General features: G+C 68.0%; 18 protein-coding genes and 1 tRNA gene. 9 read left to right on the top strand and 10 right to left on the bottom strand.

Annotation, left to right across the window (positions count from 1 at the left end; translation table 11 throughout):
• Positions 1 to 233: 233 nt before the first annotated feature.
• Complete coding sequence (locus M5E06_RS09425) at positions 234 to 1,424, top strand: glutathionylspermidine synthase family protein (protein ID WP_502801968.1); 1,191 nt, start codon at positions 234 to 236, stop codon at positions 1,422 to 1,424.
• A 33-nt stretch (positions 1,425 to 1,457) separates the two neighbouring features.
• Here the strand turns inward: M5E06_RS09425 and M5E06_RS09420 are convergent, their stop codons facing one another.
• On the bottom strand, positions 1,458 to 1,676 hold the full coding sequence (locus M5E06_RS09420) for a hypothetical protein (RefSeq protein ID WP_252137963.1): 219 nt from the start codon (positions 1,674 to 1,676) through the stop codon (positions 1,458 to 1,460).
• Between the two features lie 208 nt (positions 1,677 to 1,884).
• A complete protein-coding gene (phaR, locus tag M5E06_RS09415) occupies positions 1,885 to 2,532 on the bottom strand; it encodes a polyhydroxyalkanoate synthesis repressor PhaR (protein WP_136704468.1) in 648 nt (215 codons plus the stop codon).
• 596 nt (positions 2,533 to 3,128) lie between these two features.
• On the opposite strand from phaR, the gene M5E06_RS09410 reads away from it, so the two are divergent.
• The 4 genes from M5E06_RS09410 to M5E06_RS09395 all read left to right on the top strand — a co-directional run bounded on the left by M5E06_RS09410 (position 3,129) and on the right by M5E06_RS09395 (position 8,327).
• Positions 3,129 to 4,445, top strand: a complete 1,317-nt coding sequence (locus M5E06_RS09410; RefSeq protein ID WP_252137962.1) for an alpha/beta fold hydrolase — start codon at positions 3,129 to 3,131, stop codon at positions 4,443 to 4,445.
• Between the two features lie 113 nt (positions 4,446 to 4,558).
• The gene (locus M5E06_RS09405; protein ID WP_109153030.1) at positions 4,559 to 5,734 is read left to right on the top strand and encodes an acetyl-CoA C-acetyltransferase; all 1,176 of its coding nucleotides are present in this window, start codon (positions 4,559 to 4,561) and stop codon (positions 5,732 to 5,734) included.
• 148 nt (positions 5,735 to 5,882) lie between these two features.
• The gene (gene phbB, locus M5E06_RS09400; protein ID WP_063635164.1) at positions 5,883 to 6,605 is read left to right on the top strand and encodes an acetoacetyl-CoA reductase; all 723 of its coding nucleotides are present in this window, start codon (positions 5,883 to 5,885) and stop codon (positions 6,603 to 6,605) included.
• 210 nt (positions 6,606 to 6,815) lie between these two features.
• Positions 6,816 to 8,327, top strand: a complete 1,512-nt coding sequence (locus M5E06_RS09395; RefSeq protein WP_252137961.1) for a UbiD family decarboxylase — start codon at positions 6,816 to 6,818, stop codon at positions 8,325 to 8,327.
• A gap of 52 nt (positions 8,328 to 8,379) precedes the next feature.
• On the opposite strand, the gene M5E06_RS09390 is transcribed toward M5E06_RS09395, so the two are convergent.
• The 5 genes from M5E06_RS09390 to M5E06_RS09370 all read right to left on the bottom strand — a co-directional run bounded on the left by M5E06_RS09390 (position 8,380) and on the right by M5E06_RS09370 (position 11,484).
• Complete coding sequence (locus M5E06_RS09390) at positions 8,380 to 8,763, bottom strand: gamma-butyrobetaine hydroxylase family protein (RefSeq protein WP_252137960.1); 384 nt, start codon at positions 8,761 to 8,763, stop codon at positions 8,380 to 8,382.
• Positions 8,760 to 8,990, bottom strand: coding sequence for a Trm112 family protein (locus M5E06_RS09385; protein ID WP_085090082.1), 231 nt, complete (start codon positions 8,988 to 8,990; stop codon positions 8,760 to 8,762). The genes M5E06_RS09390 and M5E06_RS09385 overlap by 4 nt, the downstream gene beginning before the upstream one ends.
• 46 nt (positions 8,991 to 9,036) lie before the next feature.
• Positions 9,037 to 9,705, bottom strand: a complete 669-nt coding sequence (locus tag M5E06_RS09380) for an LON peptidase substrate-binding domain-containing protein (protein ID WP_252137959.1) — start codon at positions 9,703 to 9,705, stop codon at positions 9,037 to 9,039.
• Positions 9,706 to 9,762: 57 nt separating this feature from the next.
• The gene (locus tag M5E06_RS09375) at positions 9,763 to 10,722 is read right to left on the bottom strand and encodes a thioredoxin family protein (RefSeq protein WP_252137958.1); all 960 of its coding nucleotides are present in this window, start codon (positions 10,720 to 10,722) and stop codon (positions 9,763 to 9,765) included.
• A 189-nt stretch (positions 10,723 to 10,911) separates the two neighbouring features.
• Entirely contained in the window at positions 10,912 to 11,484 is a 573-nt protein-coding gene (locus tag M5E06_RS09370; protein WP_252137957.1) for a prolyl-tRNA synthetase associated domain-containing protein, read from the bottom strand.
• A 145-nt stretch (positions 11,485 to 11,629) separates the two neighbouring features.
• Between M5E06_RS09370 and M5E06_RS09365 the strand changes: the two genes are divergently transcribed.
• A tRNA-Gly gene (locus tag M5E06_RS09365) sits at positions 11,630 to 11,704 on the top strand.
• Positions 11,705 to 11,899: 195 nt separating this feature from the next.
• Here the strand turns inward: M5E06_RS09365 and M5E06_RS09360 are convergent.
• Entirely contained in the window at positions 11,900 to 12,574 is a 675-nt protein-coding gene (locus M5E06_RS09360; RefSeq protein ID WP_252137956.1) for an elongation factor P hydroxylase, read from the bottom strand.
• A 160-nt stretch (positions 12,575 to 12,734) separates the two neighbouring features.
• Positions 12,735 to 14,744: a methyl-accepting chemotaxis protein gene (locus M5E06_RS09355; protein WP_252137955.1), complete on the bottom strand. Its 2,010-nt coding sequence runs from the start codon at positions 14,742 to 14,744 to the stop codon at positions 12,735 to 12,737.
• Between the two features lie 414 nt (positions 14,745 to 15,158).
• Here M5E06_RS09355 and M5E06_RS09350 point away from each other — a divergent pair, with 414 nt between their 5' ends.
• The 3 genes from M5E06_RS09350 to M5E06_RS09340 all read left to right on the top strand — a co-directional run bounded on the left by M5E06_RS09350 (position 15,159) and on the right by M5E06_RS09340 (position 19,422).
• Positions 15,159 to 16,283, top strand: coding sequence for a glycosyltransferase family 2 protein (locus tag M5E06_RS09350; protein WP_109150094.1), 1,125 nt, complete (start codon positions 15,159 to 15,161; stop codon positions 16,281 to 16,283).
• Positions 16,280 to 18,028, top strand: coding sequence for a glycosyltransferase family 39 protein (locus M5E06_RS09345; protein ID WP_252137954.1), 1,749 nt, complete (start codon positions 16,280 to 16,282; stop codon positions 18,026 to 18,028). Before M5E06_RS09350 ends, M5E06_RS09345 begins: the two co-directional genes overlap by 4 nt.
• A gap of 170 nt (positions 18,029 to 18,198) precedes the next feature.
• Positions 18,199 to 19,422: a serine hydrolase domain-containing protein gene (locus tag M5E06_RS09340; RefSeq protein WP_252137953.1), complete on the top strand. Its 1,224-nt coding sequence runs from the start codon at positions 18,199 to 18,201 to the stop codon at positions 19,420 to 19,422.
• Positions 19,423 to 19,435: 13 nt separating this feature from the next.
• Here M5E06_RS09340 and M5E06_RS09335 read toward each other — a convergent pair whose 3' ends face one another.
• On the bottom strand, positions 19,436 to 19,846 hold the full coding sequence (locus tag M5E06_RS09335) for a nuclear transport factor 2 family protein (protein WP_252137952.1): 411 nt from the start codon (positions 19,844 to 19,846) through the stop codon (positions 19,436 to 19,438).
• Between the last annotated feature and the right edge of the window lie 105 nt (positions 19,847 to 19,951).

Here is a 19,951-nt window from a genome sequence, read left to right as displayed (position 1 = left end):
GATGCGCGCTGGTGCGCTGCGGCGGGACGGGTTACATACGCAAGGCTGTGCTTGCGTCGCAGTGATTGCATCGCGAGCATGCGCGCCTGCGTCGGATTGGCCTCCCCCGGAGTTGACCGTTGACCAGTGGACCGTTGACCAGCTTGCTGCCCGTCTCCCTTTCCACGCGCCGGCCCTTCGCCATCGCGCGCCGTCCGGCTCGCCGGCGCTGACATCCGGGGATCGGAACGGGCATGCGCAGGACGACGATAAAGCCGCGGGCCGATTGGCGCCCGGGGCTCCGCAAATATCCCTATGGTGTGCGCGCCATGTCGGCTGGAGCCGCCTGGCGGGAGGACACCGTCTACGAATTCACCGCTTCGCAGATCGACCTGATCGAAAGCGTGGCTGACGAACTGCACAGCATGATCGCGGTCGCCGTGCGTCATGTGATGGAGCACAAGCTGTTCGCCTCGCTTGGCATTCGCGGCGACCTCGCGCGCATGCTGGAAGCGTCCTGGCTCGATTACTGGGCCGGTGGGCGGCGCAACGAGCGGGCGGGCGGGCTCGCCGGGCGATTGACGCTGGCCTATGACGGGCGCGACAGCGTCAAGCTGCTGGGCTGCAATTACGACACCTGCGAGGGGCTGTTCGCCGCCTCGATGATCCAGCGCAACTGGCGCGAGGCGATGGCTCCCGACGCCAACCAGTTCAACGGCCTGCACGAGGCGCTGGTGGAGCGGTGGGAGGAACTGGCGACGGGCGTGCCCGGCCGCGGTCGCATGCATGCGACCTGCGCCACCCCCGATCCGGTGCGTGAGGGCGAACTGGTCTATCTCGCCGCCACCGCGGCTGAGGCCGGCATCGACACCCGCCTGCTGCCGCTGCAGTCCATCGCCTGGGACGGCCGCCGCTTCGTGGATGACGAGGGGCAGCCGATCTCCTGGCTGGCGAAGCTCTACCCGTGGGACGGGCTGGCCGACGACGGGTTCCTTCAGCGGCTGCGCAGCAGCGGCATGAGCGTGCTGTCGCCGCTGTGGTGCTGGCTGTGGTCGAACCACGGGCTGCTGGCGGTGCTGTCCTATCTCTATCCACGCCACCCGAACCTGTGCCGTGCGGCGCTGGACCCCAGCGGTGTGGCCGGAGCCGACATGGTGACCGTGCGCGCCCTGCATGGGCTGGACGGCGCGCCGAGCCGCATCCTCGAACACGGGACGGTGATCGCCGACGACGGGCCGGACATCGGCGAGGATGTCGCGGCCCATGGCGCGATCTGGCTTGAAACCCCACCCTGCTTCCGCGAGGAGGATACGCGCGCCGTCCTGCACGCCTGGATCGTCGGCGACAAATGCCTGGGCATGGGGGTGCGGGAATCGGCCGATCCGCGCCTGGGCTCCGGCGTCGGCCCGGATTCGGCGATGATCCCGCACCTGTTCAGGGGCTGATCGCCCCGGTTAGGGCGCCGTCAGGTGGCGCCGTCAGGGGGCGAAGGGGTTCTTGAGCGCCGGGCCAAAGGTCGCCTTGCGGGCGGCACGCCAGATATTCTCGGCCGCCACGTCGTTGCCGCGGTCGGCGATGGCCATGCCGGCCACGCCCGGCTGATGGCTGAGCCAGTCGCGCAACAGGTTTTCAAAACGCGTGACCTCGCGCGGGTCGTCGCTGCTCATGGTGATCGAAACGGTCAGTTCGGTGGTCACGGTCGGTTCCCTCCTGACGGTTGGACGGGCCGGCAAATCCGGCAATTCCGCCGGACCGGCACCGTGGACGAGAAGGTGCCCCCTATGCACAGAACCAAGCCTGCGCGTCCGTCCCGGTTGGCGCAATGAAAAAGGCGGGGTATGACCCCGCCTTCCGTGCCGCCAGTTGGTCGGAAAAATCTTCCGCCGGACCTGTCCGACCGTCCCGTTACTTTGTGTCCGACTTGCTGCCCGGGCTGGCGATGCTGGCGATCTGCTTCTGCAGCTCGTCGATCTGCTTCTGCAGTTCGTCGAACGTCACGCCGCCCGGTCCGGCGGGCGGGTTGGTGGACGCCGGACCGGGCTGGCCGGCCGGGCGCTGGCCGCCGGGCGTCTCGTCCGGGGCGCCGGCGGCGCCGAAGGGCGTGAACATGCGCATGGCGCGCTCGAACATCGCCATGTTCTGCTTGCTGACCTCGTCCAGCCGGCCGAACGGGAAGATGCCGCCCAGCGTGTTCTGGAAATAATCGCGCATCTGCTCCTGATTGCGGGAGAAGGCCTGCATCGAATATTCCAGATAGCGCGGCACCACCGACTGCATGTTGTCGCCGTAGAAGCCGATCAACTGGCGCAGGAAGCTGATGGGCAGCAGGTTCTGCCCCTTGCTTTCCTCTTCCACGATGATCTGGGTCAGGACGGAGCGGGTGATGTCTTCACCGGTCTTCGCGTCATAGACCACGAAATCCAAGCCGTCCTTCACCATCTGGCACAGATGGTCCAGCGTGACGTAGCTGCTGGTGGCGGTATTGTAGAGCCGCCGGTTGGCGTACTTCTTGATCGTGATCGGAGCGGACTTCTGGTCTTCCTTGTCGGCCATCGCGGACTCTTTCAAGAAGGGACGTGTTCCAGGGCAGGTGTTCCGGAACACGCGGGACAGGCGGCGGAAATTGTTCCGTCATTAGGACTACTCGAAGGGATAGCAATTTGTCCAGCGTTGCGCCGCGGCATAGCGCCGCGGTTGCGTTGGTCCGGCCGGTGCAGACGGACGAATGGAACGCGCCCGGGCCACTCCCGCCGATACCCGAAAGGTCAGGTGACCCGCCATGCCGGACTGGTCAATCCGGCCCCGCCGCCCCTATAATCCGGCCATGGCCGACCCGTCGAACCCAGACCGACCTTCCGAACATCCGTCCGGCGATCCGCCTTCCTACGAATCGCTGGCGCGCCGTTATCTGGACCTGTGGCAGGACCAATGGACGGCCAGCGCCGCCGATCCGGAAATGGCGGACATGATGACCCGCCTGTTCCAGATGATGGGGCAGGGCGCCGGGGCTTTTGGTTTAGGAACGGGCGGTTTCGGAATGGGCGGGTTTGGCGCCGGCTCCATGGCTGGCTCGACTGCCGGCACCGGCTGGGATCCCCGCCCGTGGCCATTCCCGAACACCGGTTCCCCCCAACACGGACAGCCTTCCGATGAGCGATCGTCTGGCGGACGACAGGCAGGCGGAGGGGACTCCGCCCGGCCCAGGGACAAGGCCGGGGATGCGGCAGGGGCCGCGCCCGCTGGCCCTGCATCTGACGGCGGCTCTGGGCAGCTTGCTCAGCTCCTCGGCCGCATTGCCGCTCTTGAGGAACGGCTTGCTTCCCTGGAGTCCGGCCCTGCGGGACCGGGCGGTGGCGCTCAGGGACGAAATGTCGCAAGCCGACCGGATGACCCGGGGCCGGCCGTACCGGGACGGCGAGGCGGGCGGCGGCGACCGTCTGACCGGTGAAGTCGACCGCGAGATCCGCCGCCGCATCGACGCCGTCCTGACCGGGATCGAGCGGTATCGCCACCATCCCTACCGCCGCGACCTGCCCGACCCGCCGGTGGTCTGGACGGAGGGCGGATCGCGCCTGCTGGATTATGGCGAGAAGGCAGGCGGCCGGCCGGTGCTGTTCGTGCCGTCGCTGGTCAACCGCGGCTATATCCTGGACCTGTCGCGGGACAAGAGCCTGATGCGCTGGCTGGCGGCGCGCGGCTTCCGGCCGCTCCTGCTGGACTGGGGCAGGCCTGGGCCGCTGGAGCGCTGCTTTACCTTGACCGACTACATCGCCGGCCGGCTGGAGCGGGCGCTGGGCTTCGTCGTCGAGACGGTGGGGGCGCCGGTGCCGGTGGCCGGCTATTGCATGGGCGGGCTGCTGGCCGCGGCGCTGGCGCAGCGCCGGCCGCGCGCCGTCGCCGGGCTGGTGCTGATGGCCACGCCCTGGGATTTCCACGCGGAGGATGCCGCCACCGCGCGCCGGGTGGCGACCTTCATCCAGCCCTGGGGTCCGGTGTTGGACCGTTGGGGCGAGTTGCCGACCGACGCGCTGCAGGCGCTGTTCGCCCAGCTCGACCCGCTGCTGGCGCTGAAGAAATTCACCAGCTTCGCCCGCATGGCGCCGGATTCCCGCGCCGCAGCCGCCTTCGTCGCGCTGGAGGATTGGCTGAACGACGGGGTGCCGCTGGTGGCCGGGGTGGCGCGCGACGCGCTCGCCGGCTGGTACGGGCGCAACGACACCATGGCCGGCACCTGGATGGTCGCAGGGCTGCCGGTCGATCCCGGCGCCATCCGCGTGCCCACCCTGGCCCTGATCCCGGAGCGCGACCGCATCGTCCCGCCGGCCTCCGCCCTGGCGCTGGGCGCCGCGATCCCCGGCGCCCGGATTTTGCGTCCCCCGCTCGGCCATATCGGAATGGTTGTGAGTGCCGGCGCCGAGACCGGAGTGTGGAATCCGCTGGCCGAATGGCTTGCTGCGACAGGTTAGCGCCGCGACCTTCGGCCAGCTTGCACCTGTCATGTTGCCCGACTTAAGGTAACAATCACTCCGAGCGTCCCACCAGCGCTATAATAAAACTGTCCTATTTCGAGGAGCGTTCAATGACCGAAGTCGTCATCGCCGGTGCCGCCCGTACGCCCATCGGCAGCTTCAACGGTGCTCTCAGCGCCGTTCCCGCCCACGTCCTGGGCGAGGTCGCGATCCGCGAAGCGCTGGCCCGCGCCAAGACCGACGCGGCGGAAGTGAACGAGGTCATCTTTGGCCAGATCCTGACCGCCGGCCAGGGCCAGAACCCGGCCCGCCAGGCCGCCGTCAACGCCGGCATTCCGGTTGAGGCGACCGCCATCGGCGTCAACCAGCTCTGCGGTTCCGGTCTGCGCACCGTCGCGCTCGGCTATCAGGCGATCAAGAACGGCGACGCCGATATCCTGGTCGTCGGCGGCCAGGAGAGCATGAGCATGGCGCCGCACGTCATGCACCTGCGCAACGGCACCAAGATGGGTTCCGCCGAACTGCTCGATACCATGCTGCGCGACGGCCTGACCGACGCCTTCCATGGCTATCACATGGGCAACACCGCGGAAAACGTCGCCCAGAAGTGGCAGCTGACCCGCCAGGAGCAGGACGCCTTCGCCGCCGCCAGCCAGCAGAAGGCCGAGGCCGCCCAGAAGGCCGGCCGCTTCAAGGACGAGATCGTTCCGGTCACCATCAAGGGCCGCAAGGGCGACGTCGTCGTGTCGGAGGACGAGTATCCGAAGCACGGCACCACGGCGGAATCGCTGGCCAAGCTGCGCCCGGCCTTTTCGAAGGACGGCACGGTGACCGCCGGCAACGCCTCGGGCATCAATGACGGCGCCGCCGCCCTGGTGCTGATGACGGCGGAGAACGCGGCCAAGCGCGGCGTCACCCCGCTGGCCCGCATCGTCTCCTGGGCGACCGCCGGTGTCGATCCGTCGATCATGGGCACCGGCCCGATCCCGGCGTCGCGCAAGGCGCTGGAAAAGGCCGGCTGGACCGTCGACGACCTCGACCTGATCGAGGCGAACGAGGCCTTCGCCGCCCAGGCGCTGGCCGTCAACAAGGACCTGGGCTGGGACACCAGCAAGGTCAACGTCAATGGCGGCGCCATCGCGCTCGGCCACCCGGTCGGTGCTTCGGGCGCCCGCGTGCTGACCACGCTGCTGTTCGAAATGCAGAAGCGTGACGCGAAGAAGGGCCTCGCCACCCTGTGCATCGGCGGTGGCATGGGCATCGCCCTCTGCGTCCAGCGCGACTGATGACCGGACGGGCCGCTTTCCAACTCTGGAAGCGGCCCGCTTCGCTTTAGGCTTGGGACATCCGCCGGACCTGCGGAGGGAGCCCCGTGCCCAACAATAAAAAGTCAAAGAAACCAACCAACCATCACTAAATCTGGGGAGAAGAACTATGGCTCGTGTTGCAGTCGTCACTGGTGGCACCCGCGGCATCGGCGAGGCGGTTGCCGTCGCCCTGAAGAATGCCGGTTACAAGGTCGCCGCCAACTATGCCGGCAACGATCAGGCGGCCGAGGAGTTCACCGCCCGTACCGGCATCCCGACCTATAAGTTCGACGTCGCGGATTTCGACGCCTGCAAGAAGGGGATCGCCGCGATCGAGTCCGACCTGGGCCCGGTCGACGTGCTGATCAACAACGCCGGCATCACCCGTGACGGCGTGATGCACCGCATGACCTATGATCAGTGGGAGAAGGTGATCCACACCAACCTCTCCTCCTGCTTCAACATGTGCCGCAACGTCATCGACGGCATGCGCGAGCGTGGTTTCGGCCGCATCGTCAACATCGGCTCGGTCAACGGCCAGGCCGGCCAATACGGTCAGGTCAACTACGCCGCGGCGAAGTCCGGCATCCACGGCTTCACCAAAGCGCTGGCGCAGGAGAGCGCGGCCAAGGGCATCACCGTCAACGCCATCGCACCCGGCTACATCGACACCGACATGGTGCGCGCGGTGCCGGCCAACGTGCTGGAGAAGATCGTCGCCCGCATCCCGGTCGGTCGCCTCGGCCGCGCGTCGGAGATCGCCAAGGCCGTGCTGTACCTCGTCGACGACGACAACGGCTTCATGACCGGCTCGACCCTGTCGGTCAACGGTGGCCAGCACATGTACTGATCCCAGGCCCTGATCCCTGGCCGGGTCTCGCACCCCGGTTCATGAGTTGTGACGAAGCCCCTTTCCCGCTTCCGGCCGGACCGATGGTCTGCCGGGAGTGGGGGAGGGGTTTTGTTTTGAATCTGGCCCCGCCGCACTTGACGGACCGGCCGCCGAGTTGAAGGTTATCGTCCGTTTCGGACGCACCACCACCACACTGGACACCCTGCGATGCCCTACACCTCGTTGCGTGACTTCATCGACCGGCTGGAGAAGGCGGGGCGGCTGGTGGTGGTGAAGGAACCGGTGTCCACCGTGCTGGAGATGACCGAGATCCAGACCCGCCTGCTGGCCGAGAACGGCCCGGCGGTGCTGTTCGAGAATGTCGTCAAGGCCGACGGCACGCGCTCCGAGATGCCGGTGCTGGTCAACCTGTTCGGCACGGTGGAGCGGGTCGCCTGGGGCATGGACCGCGAGCCGCACCAGCTGCGCGCCGTCGGCGAGACGCTGGCCTTCCTCAAGCAGCCGGAACCGCCGGGCGGCTTCCGTGAGGCGCTGGAGCTGATCCCGCTCGCCAAGACCGTGCTGTCGATGAAGCCGAAGACGGTCGGCTCGGCGCCCTGCCAGGAGGTGGTGCTGACCGGCGACGACATCGACCTCGGCCGCCTGCCGGTGCAGAGCTGCTGGCCGGGCGAGCCGGCGCCGCTCATCACCTGGCCGCTGGTGGTGACCAAGGGGCCGACCGGCAAGCGCGAGGATGACTTCAACCTCGGCATCTACCGCATGCAGGTGCTTGGCAGGAACAAGACCATCATGCGCTGGCTGAAGCACCGCGGCGGCGCCCAGCATCACCACCGGTGGGCAGCAAGTGGCAAGCGCGAGCCGCTGCCTTGCGCCGTCGTGCTGGGGGCCGATCCCGGCACTATCCTGGCGGCGGTGACGCCGGTGCCCGACACCTTGTCGGAATACCAGTTCGCCGGACTGCTGCGCGGCAAGAAGGTGGAGCTGGTGGAGTGCAAGACGGTGCCGCTGAAGGTGCCGGCCCAGGCGGAAATCGTTCTGGAGGGCCATGTCAGCCTGGACGAGTATGCCGACGAGGGCCCCTACGGCGACCACACCGGCTATTACAACTCGGTCGAGCCCTTCCCGGTCTTCACCGTCACCGCCATGACGATGCGGCGCAAGCCGATTTATCTGTCCACCTTCACCGGCCGCCCGCCCGACGAGCCGTCGGTGCTGGGCGAGGCGCTGAACGAGGTGTTCATCCCGCTGCTGATCCAGCAATTCCCGGAGATCGTCGATTTCTGGCTGCCGCCGGAAGGCTGCTCCTACCGCATCGCGGTGGTCAGCATGAAGAAGGCCTATCCCGGCCATGCCAAGCGGGTGATGATGGGCGTCTGGTCCTTCCTGCGCCAGTTCATGTACACGAAGTGGGTGATCGTCGTGGACGACGACATCGACGCGCGGAACTGGAAGGACGTGATGTGGGCGATCTCCACCCGCATGGACCCGGCCCGCGACATCACGGTGATCGAAGGCACGCCGATCGACTATCTCGACTTCGCCAGCCCGGAGTCCGGGCTTGGCGGCAAGGTCGGGCTGGACGCCACCAACAAATGGCCGCCGGAGACCAAGCGCGAGTGGGGCGAGAAGCTCCACATGACCGATGAGGTCGTGGAGAAGGTCAGCCGCAAATGGGACTTGTACGGACTGCCCGGCAGCGGGAAGCCGATCTGGAAGTGAGGGGGCGTCTCACTCCCGCCTCTTGGACATAGGAGGCGGGAGTGAGCGTCAACTACCGCCGCGGGTCGCGGCTCAGGCCCTTGGACTGCAACTCTTCGAGATATTCGGCCCACAGGATCTCCTGTTCGGTGCCGATCTCGTAGAGGTATTTCCAGCTGAAGATGCCGCTGTCGTGCAGGTCGTCGAAGACGATGCGGATGGCGTAGTTGCCGACCGGCTCCAGCCGCATGATGCCGACATGGCGGCGGCCGGCCACCGTCTGCTTCTGGCTGGGGTTGTGGCCCTGCACCTCGGCGGACGGGCTGACCACGCGCAGGAACTCCGCCGGGTAGGAGAAGGTCCGGCCGTCGTCGAAATCGACCTCCAGCCGCTTTTCCTCCTTCTTCAGGCGGATTTCGGTCGGCCAGTGAACCGTGCCGAAGCCATCTTCACTCATCGCTGCGACCCCGCCTTGTCCAGGCTGCGGGCCTCGTCGATCAGCATGATCGGGATGCCGTCGCGAATCGGATAGGCCAGACCGGCACGCTCGCTGACCAGCTCGGCGCGCTCGGCGTCATAGCGCAGCGGACCCTTGGTCAGCGGGCAGACCAGAATCTCCAGCAGCTTCGGGTCGACGCGGGCGTTGGTTTTCGCGTCGCTGCTCTTGTCCTCGGGCGTCGCCATCTCGTGTCTCGTAATGATTGGAAGAAGGGCGGTGATTGGAAGACCGTCAATGCTTGGGCGGCGGACCGTCCCCGTCATGGCTGTCGAGAATGGCCATCTCGACCAGTCCGATCAAGAGCTTCCCGCGTTCGGCCAGGGTCGGCGCCTCCAGCAGCGCCTGTTTTTCGCCGGGCGTGAAGGGGCAGATCATCGCCAGCGAGTTGACCAGCCGCTCGTCCAGCGTCGATTCGATGGATTTCCAGTCGACCGACAGGCCCTGGACGCGGAAATAGCTTTTCAGCGCGCCGAGCAGCCGGTTGCGGTCGATGTCGCCGCAGGACTCGGGCTCCAGGTCGGCTTGGAAGGGGCGCCAGTCGGGAACGACCCGCCGATAGCCGCGCGCACCCTCCACCTCGCGTCCGATCTCGAACCGGGCGACTCCGGTCAGGGTGATCAGCAGGCGGCCGTCGTCGGTCTCGGCGAAGCTGGTGATGCGGCCGGCGCAGCCGCAGGGATAAACGGCCGGCTCGCGCTCCCGTCCGGCGGGGTCGAGCGGCTGAACCATGCCGATCATGCGGCCGTTGCCCAGCGCATCCTCGACCATGGCGAGATAGCGCGGCTCGAAGATGTTCAGCGGCAGCCGCGCCCGCGGCAGCAGCAGAACGCCGGCCAGCGGGAAGATCGGCAGCATCGCCGGCAACTGGCCGAATTCGGCGTCGAAGGGGTTTCTGGTCATGCCAATCAGATAGAACCCCTTCGCCGATGGAACAGCCGTCCCGTTTTCGGAAAAGCGTCAGCTGAACATCATGGTCGACAGGCGGCGGCGGGTCTTCACCGTCAGCGGATCGGTCTGGCCGAACGCCTCGAAGAACTTCACCAGCTGCTTGCGGGCGCCGTCGTCGTTCCAGGTCCGGTCGCGCTTGAAGATCTCCAGAAGCTCGTCCACCGCGGCTTCACGCTTGCCGGCGGCGAACAGCGCCATGGCGAGGTCGAAGCGCGCGGCATGGTCGTTGGGATCGTGGGCGACCTTCTCCATCAGTTCCGGGATCGGGCCGGCGTTGGCGGCCTGCTCCGCCACGTCCAGAGCGGCGCGGACGTTGGCCAGCTCCTTGTCCTTGGCGATGGCTTCCGGGGCCTGGGCCAGCATCTGCTTGGCGTTCTCCAGGTCGCCGGCCGCGATCAGGCAGCGGATGATGCCGGCATAGGCCTGGGCGTTCTCCGGCTCGGCCTGCATGATCTGGCTGTAGAGGTCGAGCGCGCCCTGCAGGTCGCCGGCTTCCATCATCTCCTTCGCCTGGGCGAAAGCTTCCTCCAGCATCTCGCCGGCGCCACCGCCGCCTGCACCGGCCTGCTTGGCCAGCGCCACCAGCTTGTCGACGAAGGCCTTCACCTGCGATTCGGGCAGGGCGCCCATGAAGCCGTCGACCGGGCGGCCCTGGAAGAAGGCGTAGACCGCCGGGATCGACTGCACGCGCAGCTGCGAGGCGATCATCGGGTTGGCGTCGGTGTCGATCTTCACCAGGCGCACCGCGCCCTTGGCGGCGCGCACCACCTTTTCGATGATCGGACCCAGCTGCTTGCAGGGGCCGCACCAAGGCGCCCAGAAATCGACGATCACCGGGACGTCGGCCGAGGCTTCGATCACGTCCGCCATGAAGGCGCGGTCGGTGCTGTCCTTGACGATGTCGGCGGCACCGGGGGCGGCACCGGGAGCGGCGGGCTTGGACCCGTTGGCGGGGGGCATGGAGAACATGGCGTGTTTCGGTCCCGTTGGTGATGCCTGGCCCATTAGGACATCCCGGTGGGCCATGGAGTTGCCGATCCGGCCGCTGGCGGCCCGGACCCTATCGTTGCCGACATATGTGAGCGCGCAAGGCGGCTCAAGCAAGCATTGCGTGGGCAAGCATTGCATGGGCAGGCGCCGCGCGGAACCGCCGGTCCCTCACTCCGCCCTGTCGGCCTCGATGCGGCCGAACTCGACGATTGCCGGTTCGTGACCGCAGGCGCGGATGAAGCGCAGCAGGTCGTCGCGCCGGATCGCCGTGGTACGGTCGTTCAACAGCGGATGATAGTTCAGCAGGTCATGCTCCATCATCGCCTGCTGCAGGACCACGCGGACCTTGCGCTCGGTGTCGTTGACCAGGGCGAAGGGCGTGACCGACCCCGGCCGGATGCCGAGAAAGCGCCAAAGCCGTTCCGCCGAGGCGAAGGACAGCCGCGCCGACCCGATGACCTTGTCCAGCCGGTTCAGGTCGATCGGCGCATCCTCCAGCGCCACCACCAGCCAATGCTGGTCCTTCTTGTCCTTCAGGAACAGGTTCTTGCAATGGCCGCCGGGCAGGGCGCCGCGCAGGGCCTTGCTCTCCTCCACCGTGTGCAGCGGCGGGTGGCTGTTCGTGGTCGCCTGGATGCCCAACGCGTCAAGCCGCGCCAGCAACTGGTCCGGAGAGGTCGGCAGAGGCGCGTCGCCATCTGGCAGGGAGGCGCCCGGAAGGGGGAGCGATGCGGTGTCCATGACAGCCCTTTTACCGGCTGTTCGGAAAATCGTCCAGCCGGTGAAAAAAACTGAAACAAGGCCCTTGCATTGCGTCGGCCGATGAGTATAGTCCGCCGCACACCGCCGGACGGCAGAAACAAACTGCCGAATGACGGTACGGAGCGCGGGCGTAGCTCAGGGGTAGAGCACAACCTTGCCAAGGTTGGGGTCGAGGGTTCGAATCCCTTCGCCCGCTCCAGTTTTCTCCGGTCTTTGCACCGGAGCATGCGATCTCAAAAGGCCGGACCTTCGGGTGCCGGCCTTTCGCATTTCCGCTCAGTGACCAGAGTGCGCTTTGACAGTCCGCTCTTCGGACTGCACCTCATCCCGCGCGCGACGGCGCCGTCCGTGAACCGAGGCCCCGTCGGACGGCACGCTGTCACTGCATGGATTTCTAAAGCTGCGGGGAAAGCACCCGGGCGCCCTGCCGGGCATCCGCCCAGTCGCGCGCGGTCGTCGGGCGGCCGTCGGCGTCGATCAGGCCGCGGGTGAACAGTTCCTCGGCGTGGCGGATGAAGAAGGCGGCGGTGCTCGGCCGCTCCCAATGCTCCATCCAGTTCTGTTCCAGGAAGGCCAGGATCCCCGGCTGGCCCAGTTCCACTTCCCACAGCACGCCGAGCAGGGAGGTCTGCTGCTCTTCGTGCATGCAGTCCTCGAAGCACAAGCGCTTGTCGGCGCGTGCTTCCTTGCGGGCGGTGGTCTCCGGGCCGGGGCCGAGGCCGTAATCGATCAGCGTCCGCCGCTCCGGCGCAGCGCACAGCCAGTGCGCCACCTCATGCACGATCACCGTCGCCTCGACATCGGTGCGGATCACCTTGCCGTCCCACATGAAGGAGCGGCTGGGCGGTTCGTCCAGCGTATCGATGCCGTGGGCATGGGCCAGCCGCACCGCGTCGGCCCGGTGGGCCGGCGTGTCGACACCACCGCCCGGCTCGTCCGCCGGCCGTACGGGCCAGGTCGCGGCGATCCGGCGGAAGGCGGCCTGCGCTTGGGCATGGCCGTCCAGATGGGTGTCGAAGGCGGCGATGGCCTTCGGCATGTCGTCGATGGCGATGGGGGTCAGGATCATCGCGCCTATGTGCCCAAGGGGGCGGCATGGCGCAAGGGGAAAGTAACCGGACAAAGGAGCAGGGCTGCCCGCCAGAAGAAGGGCGCCGGCAAGCCCCGGTCCATTCGGGCCCTGCCGGCGCCATAACTGTCATCGCAGCGCTGAAGATCGATACCGTTTCTTACGCGGCGCGCATTTCGGCAAGGAAGCGCGACACGAAGCCGCGCAGGTCGGTTGCCTCGTGATTCAGCCCGTCCGCGGCGGTCAGCACCTCGCGCGAGGCGTCGCCGGTGGAGGCCGCGGCTTCCGACACGCCGGCGATGTTGCTGGACACCTGCTGCGTGCCGCGCGCCGCCTGCTGGACGTTGCGGCTGATCTCCTTGGTGGCGGCGCCCTGTTCCTCCACCGCGGCGGCGATGGTGGTGGAGATGTGGCTGATCTCCGCGATCACCCGGCCGATCTCGGCGATGGCGCCGGCGGCCTGCCGGCTGATCTCCTGAATGCCGGCGATCTGGCTGCCGATCTCCTCCGTCGCCTTGGCCGTCTGGCTGGCGAGGTTCTTGACCTCCGACGCCACCACGGCGAAGCCCTTGCCCGCCTCGCCGGCGCGCGCCGCCTCGATGGTTGCGTTCAGTGCGAGAAGGTTGGTCTGGCTGGCGATGTCGGTGATCAGCTGCACCACCTCGCCAATGCGCTGGGCGGCATCGACCAGACCGCGGACGGTGCCGTCGGTCTTCTCGGCGGTGGCGACCGCCTGTCCGGCAATGCGGGTGCTCTCCGCCACCTGCCGGCCGATCTCGGCGATGGAGGCGGTCAGTTCTTCCGTCGCGGCGGCCACCGTCTCCACATTGCCGGTCGCTTCATTGGATGCGCTGGCGACCGCATCGGCCTGCCGGGTGGTCTGCTCCGCGGTGGCCGACATGGTCTGGGCGGTCGCCTGAAGCTGGGTCGCCGCCGCCGACACCCGGCCCAGCGCGTCCAACACCAGCCGGTCGAACTCCTGGATCAGCCGGTCGATGCGTTCGCCGCGGCCACGCTGCGCCGCATGGTCGGCGCGCTGGGCTTCGGCCAGCCGGTCGCTCTCGATCAGGCTGTTCTTGAACACCTGCAGGGCCTTCGCCATGCCGCCGATCTCGTCGGTGCGGTCCAGGCCGGGGATGTCGACGCTGCGGTCGCCGCCGGCCAGCCGGGTCATGCGGTCGGTCATCGCCACCACCGGCCGCGACAGGCCACGGCCGATCAGCAGCGCCGTTGCCAGCCCAAGGACCACGGCAATCAGCGAGGCAAGCACCATCCCGCCGCGTGCCGTGTCGAGGAAGGCGCCGGTCGCCATGCCCAGGGTTTTCTGGGCGTCGACGCTGGCCTCGGTCAGCTGCTCCGCCTCCCTGGCGATGGAATCGCCGACGGGGTTCAGCACCTCGTTCACCAGCCGGTCGCGCTCGGTCGTGGCCTTCACCACGGCGTTGAAGCCGCTGATATAGACGCGCAGCATGGCGGTGTAGGACATCGCCATCTTGCGGCGGTCCAGATCGGTCAGCTTCGCCATCATCGCGCCGCCGCGGCTGGCGGCATCAGTGAACTGAGACCGGGTCTGGCTGGCCAGCGCCGGAGAGCCGTCGACATTGTAGCGCGTCGCCGAGATGCGGGCCGACAACATGTGGCGCAGCGCCATGCCCGCCAGATAGGCGGCGTCGGTGTCACCCGCCGCACCGGCGCTGTCCATGATGCCATTCAGCGCGCTTTCCAGCCGCGGCCCGATCTCGTCCAGATCCGCAATGGCCTTGCTGCGCTGGTCCTGGAAATCCATGGTGGCGGAGAAGGCCTCCCTATACTGGGCGATCTCCTGCGCCATATGGTCGGCGGTCTGCAGCAGGGCGGGGTCGGTGAACAGGGTACGGGCCTTGTCGATGGTCTGTGCCGCGTCCTCCGCGGTGCGGCGGACGGTGGCGCCGACCTCCGCATCGCCGGTCAGCAGGAAACGGGTGGCCTGCTGGCGCATCTCCAGCATCAGGGCCTGGATGCGCCCCAGCTCGTTGGTTTGCTGGCCGAGCCGCCGGTAGGTGTCCACGGCGCCGCCGGCCTCCGACAGTGCTGCAATGCCGATACAGCCGATCAGCACCAGGAACACCAGGATGCCGGCGCTGGCCGCCGTGATCTTCGTTCCTACGGAAAAGCGATTGAAAAGGCTCATGGTCGAGGCCTCCGTCGGCACAGGGACGTTGCCCAACGCTTGTTCGGGGGCGATCCGAAAAGGTCAGGCATCACGACCTGTTTTCAGAAAGCGTGCCACAGACCCCGGTATGGTGCGGTTGTGTGAGGCGGCAACCGGAGAGACCCATGGATGACGTAGGGGAAAGCGGTCGTTCCGCTGCAATGGAATAAACGGCAACGGCGGATGTTTGCCTGTTTCGTCGGACCGCGGCTGGCCGGCGCCCGGACGCTTTCACGGGCGGACAGGCCATTTTTTGTGCCGTGGCGGTCACAGGAGAGGCATTTTGAACATCTCCCCGTATCGTGATATATGCCGAAGGGCGCAGCGGCCGACCGGGGTCGTCGCCGATCCCTTCATCTCCCGGTCCCTGACGCTTTGACCCGACGGCTGGCCATGTCCATTCCCGACGCGCCCCTTTCCGCGGCCTCCCCGGAGGTCCGCACCGCTCCCGTCCGCCCTGAGGGCGAGGTCGTTCCATCGGCGAACCGGCCTCCCGCGAACAGGTCGGGTCGCCCGCGACGCGGCTGCCTGTCGGTCGTCATCCCCTTCTACAACGAGGGGCCGAACATCGAGGCCCTGTTCGCCCGGCTGGTCCCGGTGCTGGACGGGCTGGACATGGATTGGGAGGTGGTCTGCGTCAACGACGGCAGCCGCGACGACACCATCGACCGGCTGCTGGACGTCCATGACCGCGAAGCGCGGGTGAAGGTGGTCGATCTGTCGCGCAATTTCGGCAAGGAACTGGCGCTGTCCGCCGGCCTGAGCCACACCACCGGCGACGCCGTGGTGCCGATGGACGCCGACCTGCAGCATCCACCGGAACTGCTGCCATCCTTCATCGCCAAATGGCGCGAGGGGTTCGACGTGGTGGTGGCGGTGCGCCATGCCCGCGTTGGCCAGAGCCTGAAACACCGCCTGTTCGCCCGCCTGTTCTACTGGGTCTTCGACCATCTGTCGGAGATCAAGCTGCCGCGCGAGGTCGGCGATTTCCGCCTGATGGACCGCCGCGTCGTCGAGGTCATCAACCGGATGCCGGAGCGCACGCGCTTCATGAAGGGCATCTTCGCCTGGGTCGGCTTCCGTCAGGCCGCGATCCCCTATGAACAGGGGGAGCGCGCCGGCGGCGACACCAAATGGGGCTTCGTCAAGCTGCTGCGCCTGTCCTTCGACGGGCTGACCGCCTTCTCCACCTTCCCCCTGCGGGTGTGGAGCCTGGTCGGGATGGCGGTGTCGGGCGTCGCCTTCGTCTATATCCTGATCCGCCTGATCCGCACGCTGGTCCACGGCATCGACGTGCCGGGCTATGAATCGCTGCTGGTCGCGGTGCTGTTTTTGGGCGGCATCCAGCTGATCACGTTGGGCATCATCGGCGACTATCTCGGCCGCGTCTTCGCCGAGGTGAAGGGGCGACCGCTGTTCATCGTGCGATCGGCCCACGGCTTCGGCCCGGCGGATGGCCGGGATGAGCATGAGTTCGATCCCGTCGGCGGAACGGTGGGACGGGAGCCGCGCCGATGAGCGTCGAAACCGGCCTGCACGGCGACGGGGATGCCGTTGGCGGCACCGCCTCCTCCACCCGCCGCCCCGGCGTGGCGACGGCCGCCCCGTCCACCGCCGGCGCCGCCGGCGTCGTGCTGCCGCGCGGCGAGGCGGCCCTGTGGGACGGGCTGTCGCGTGCGCTTCTGCTCGGCCTGCTGATCCTCGCGGCGCTGACCTTCCTCAGCTACGGCATCAGCACGGACGAGGAGGTGCAGCACATCTACGGCAAGAAGCTGCTGTCCTACTATCTCAGCGGCTTCCAGGACCGGTCGGCCTTCCATTTCAAGGATCTGGCCTATTACGGCGGGCTGTTCGACCTCGTCACCGCCGTGATCGTGCCCTTCTCTCCCTTCGAGGAGTATGAGACGCGGCACCTGCTCTGCGCGCTGGTCGGCGTGCTGGGCATCGCCGGGACCTGGCGCTACACCCGGCTGCTGGCCGGTCCGCGCGCCGGCTTCATCGCGGCGGCGCTGCTGTCGCTGAGCGGTGTCTATTACGGCGCCATGTTCAACAACACCAAGGACGTGCCCTTCGCGGCCGGCATGGTGTGGACGCTCTATTTCGCCACCCGCATCCTGAAGCAGATGCCGCGGCCGAGCCGCAGCGCCGTGCTGAAGTTCGGGCTGGTGCTGGGCCTGACGCTGGCGATCCGTGTCGGCGCGGTGCTGGCCGGCTTCTATCTGGCGGTCGCCATGGCTTTGCATTTCGCGCTGGTGACGCAGCAGGAGGGCCGGCGCTGGGCGCTGGTCGATGCGCGGCGCGCCTTCCTGTCGCTGTGGCCGGCAATTCCCGTCGCCTATGTCATCATGGCGGTGTTCTGGCCTTGGGTGGTGCAGCGGCCGTTCCGCAACCCGCTGGAGGCCCTGCGCGTCGTCTCCCATTTCCCCATCGACATCCAGACGCTGTTCATGGGCGAGCTGGTCCATTCCAACGCGCCGCCCGCGCTGTACCTGCCGGTCTATCTGGCGGTGAAGCTGCCGGAGGCGGTGGTGATCGGCGTCGGGGTGGCGGTGGTGATGGCGGCGGTCTGGCTTGCGCGCGGCGGCTGGCGACGGACCGGCGCCTTCACGGTCGTCCGCTACACGCCGCTGGTTCTGGCGGGCTTCCTGCCGATCCTGCTGTTCGTGCTGATGCGGCCGTCGGTCTACAACGGCATCCGCCATTTCCTGTTCCTGGCCCCGCCCATGGTGGTGATGGCCGCCATCGCCGCTGACCGGCTGTGGAGCCTGTGCCAGCGTGGCGGCCGGGCGCTGGGGCAGACCTTCGCCGCGGCGATGACCGTGGTCGGCGTGGTGTACGCGTGGCAGCTGGGCGCCATGCACCCGAACCAGTACGTGTACTACAATCAGTTCGTCGGAGGCGTACGGGGCGCCGACGGCAAGTTCGAACTGGATTACTGGGGCAACTCGCTGCACGAGGCGTTGCAGGAACTGATCGAGTATGTCGAGCGCGAGAATGACGGCCACGCGCCGCCGCGCCAATACACGCTGACCGTCTGCGGCAACACGCTGGCGGTGCGGTTCGAACTGCCGCCCTGGCTGCGTCTGGTGAACGGGATCGAGCCGGACTGGCGCAAGGCCGACTTCTTCCTGGCCTTCACCCAGGTGAAGCGCTGTCCGTCGCTGCTGGACGGCCATCCGATCCTGGAGATCGCGGCCGACGACGTTCCGCTGTCCATCGTCAAGGACCGCCGCCCGCCCAGGGCCGACATTCCCACCGAATAACCATCCCCGCTCTGCCAAGCCCGACCGGTTGGGCGGTGGCGGGGCGGTTGGGGAGTACCCCGGCGGCTCCCGCCCCGTCTTTCGCCGCATCGCCCTTCGCGGACCTGTCCGCCTGCCGTACGTCCGCCCACTCTCTCCGTACTCTCGATTGAGGCCGGGCGGAGGCGGGGATGCGGCGCAGGCTGCTCTGGGGCGTTTTGTGTCTGCTGCTGTGGAGCGTTCCGCTCGGCCCGACCGGGGCCATCGGTCTGGACCGGATTTCCGACCGGTTGGTGGATGACCTGACCCGCGCGGTGGAGGACCGCCGGCCGCCGGCCGGTGACGGCAGTCTGGTTGTCGGCGTGATCCGCGACGGCCGGACGCTGGTGATCGGGCGCGGCGATGCCGGCCGCCCGGACGGTGGGCCGCCCGATGGGCGCACCCTGTTCCAGATCGCCTCGCTGACCAAGCCCTTCACCGGCACCATCATGGCGGAGCTGATGCGGGAGGGCCGGGTCGATCCCGCCGACCCGCTGCAGCGCCATCTGCGCCGCGTCGGCCCGGTGCCGGTCGCCCATGTGCCGGAGTATGAGGGCCGGCCGATCCGGCTGCGCGACCTCGCCACCCACACGGCCGGTCTGCCCAACGTGCCGGAAACCCCGCGATTCTCGTGGAGCCGGCTGGAGGACCCCCGCAACCCCTACAAGCCGCTGTCGCGCGGCGAACTGGCGCTTTGGCTGTCCGGCTATCACCTGCCGGTGCCGCCGGGTGTGCGCTTCAGCTATTCCAATGCCGGCATGTCGGTTCTGGGGGAAGCGCTGTCGGCGGCGGCCGGCCAGCCTTACGAGACTTTGCTGAAGCGGGTGGTGACCGACCGTTTCGGGATGCGCGACACCACCCTGCATCCGACCGCCGAGCAGCGGGCGCGCAAGGCGGCCGGCCATGCCCGCGGCCGGGTCGTTCCGGATTGGGAGGCGCCGGCGATGCTGCCCGCCTTCGGCCTCTACTCCTCGGCCGACGATCTGCTGCGCTGGCTGTCCGCCAATCTCGGTGACTGCCCGGCGGGTGCGGCTGCCGGGCCGGACGGCCATGGCTGTGCCCCGCCGGTGGCGGCCACCCTGGCGCTGGCGCAGTCGGTGCAGGTGGACGGCCGGTCGCTGGCCGAGCCCGGAAGCCTGGGAAGCGGGGCGATGGCGCTCGGCTGGTTCGTCGCCTGGGCCACGGACGGCACGCCGATCCATTGGCATTCCGGCTCCACCGGCGGCTTCAACGCCTATATCGCCTTCTCGAAGGCGCACCGCTGGGGCGTCGTGGCGTTGACCAACAGCGACCCCGATCAGGTCACCGCCGACCATGTGGTCATCGACCTCGTCCGCCGCCTGGAAGCGCGGCCGGAGGTGGCGAGCCTGCCCTGAGGGCCGAAATCGATCAGTGCAGGCGGCGCGGCGGCTTGGCCGGAATCTCGACGTCGGCGCGGGCCTGGGCAATGGGGCCGGCCTGATGATGGGCAAGGCGCCAGCTGCCCTTTTCGCGGGCGAACAGGTTGGTGGCGGCCAGCACGGCGTCGCCCAGCGTTTCCTCGCAGACCACCAGGGCGGTGTCGCCATGCAGGGTCACGCGCTCGTTCCGCGCCTCGACGACGATGCCGCCGGGCGCGCGCAGCACGTCCCGCCAGCTGGTCAGCACGGCGTCGCGCCCGAACAGGGCAGTCCAGCCGGGGTGGATGCAGGAGACGGGCAGCGTTTCCGCCCACAGGGCTTCCATCGCGGCGGAGTCGCGATTGGTGAAGGCCCGGTAGAAGGCTTGGTTCAGGGCCAGCAGTGTGTCGCGGTCGGTCATGGCGTTCATCCGGGCGATGGTTCCGGGAGGACGGACAGTGCACGGCCCTGGGGCCGCCACCGCGACCGCTTGTAAAGAAGCCATCCCGCATGGGCAAGCACCGGT

Source organism: Azospirillum sp. A1-3 (assembly GCF_023806445.1).
Lineage (GTDB): Bacteria > Pseudomonadota > Alphaproteobacteria > Azospirillales > Azospirillaceae > Azospirillum.
This window is presented reverse-complemented; position numbering and strand designations above follow the sequence as displayed.

What these genes read in the sequence shown, in the direction of transcription:
- M5E06_RS09380 (WP_252137959.1), bottom strand. Translation starts at nt 9,705, where the DNA reads ATGACCAGAAACCCCTTCGACGCCGAATTCGGCCAGTTGCCGGCGATG.
- M5E06_RS09360 (WP_252137956.1), bottom strand. Translation starts at nt 12,574, where the DNA reads ATGATCCTGACCCCCATCGCCATCGACGACATGCCGAAGGCCATCGCC.
- M5E06_RS09405 (WP_109153030.1), top strand. Translation starts at nt 4,559, where the DNA reads ATGACCGAAGTCGTCATCGCCGGTGCCGCCCGTACGCCCATCGGCAGC.
- M5E06_RS09370 (WP_252137957.1), bottom strand. Translation starts at nt 11,484, where the DNA reads ATGGACACCGCATCGCTCCCCCTTCCGGGCGCCTCCCTGCCAGATGGC.
- M5E06_RS09345 (WP_252137954.1), top strand. Translation starts at nt 16,280, where the DNA reads ATGAGCGTCGAAACCGGCCTGCACGGCGACGGGGATGCCGTTGGCGGC.
- M5E06_RS09395 (WP_252137961.1), top strand. Translation starts at nt 6,816, where the DNA reads ATGCCCTACACCTCGTTGCGTGACTTCATCGACCGGCTGGAGAAGGCG.
- M5E06_RS09375 (WP_252137958.1), bottom strand. Translation starts at nt 10,722, where the DNA reads ATGTTCTCCATGCCCCCCGCCAACGGGTCCAAGCCCGCCGCTCCCGGT.
- M5E06_RS09425 (WP_502801968.1), top strand. Translation starts at nt 234, where the DNA reads ATGCGCAGGACGACGATAAAGCCGCGGGCCGATTGGCGCCCGGGGCTC.
- M5E06_RS09355 (WP_252137955.1), bottom strand. Translation starts at nt 14,744, where the DNA reads ATGAGCCTTTTCAATCGCTTTTCCGTAGGAACGAAGATCACGGCGGCC.
- M5E06_RS09340 (WP_252137953.1), top strand. Translation starts at nt 18,199, where the DNA reads ATGCGGCGCAGGCTGCTCTGGGGCGTTTTGTGTCTGCTGCTGTGGAGC.
- M5E06_RS09410 (WP_252137962.1), top strand. Translation starts at nt 3,129, where the DNA reads ATGAGCGATCGTCTGGCGGACGACAGGCAGGCGGAGGGGACTCCGCCC.
- M5E06_RS09390 (WP_252137960.1), bottom strand. Translation starts at nt 8,763, where the DNA reads ATGAGTGAAGATGGCTTCGGCACGGTTCACTGGCCGACCGAAATCCGC.
- M5E06_RS09385 (WP_085090082.1), bottom strand. Translation starts at nt 8,990, where the DNA reads ATGGCGACGCCCGAGGACAAGAGCAGCGACGCGAAAACCAACGCCCGC.
- M5E06_RS09335 (WP_252137952.1), bottom strand. Translation starts at nt 19,846, where the DNA reads ATGACCGACCGCGACACACTGCTGGCCCTGAACCAAGCCTTCTACCGG.
- phaR (WP_136704468.1), bottom strand. Translation starts at nt 2,532, where the DNA reads ATGGCCGACAAGGAAGACCAGAAGTCCGCTCCGATCACGATCAAGAAG.
- M5E06_RS09350 (WP_109150094.1), top strand. Translation starts at nt 15,159, where the DNA reads ATGTCCATTCCCGACGCGCCCCTTTCCGCGGCCTCCCCGGAGGTCCGC.
- phbB (WP_063635164.1), top strand. Translation starts at nt 5,883, where the DNA reads ATGGCTCGTGTTGCAGTCGTCACTGGTGGCACCCGCGGCATCGGCGAG.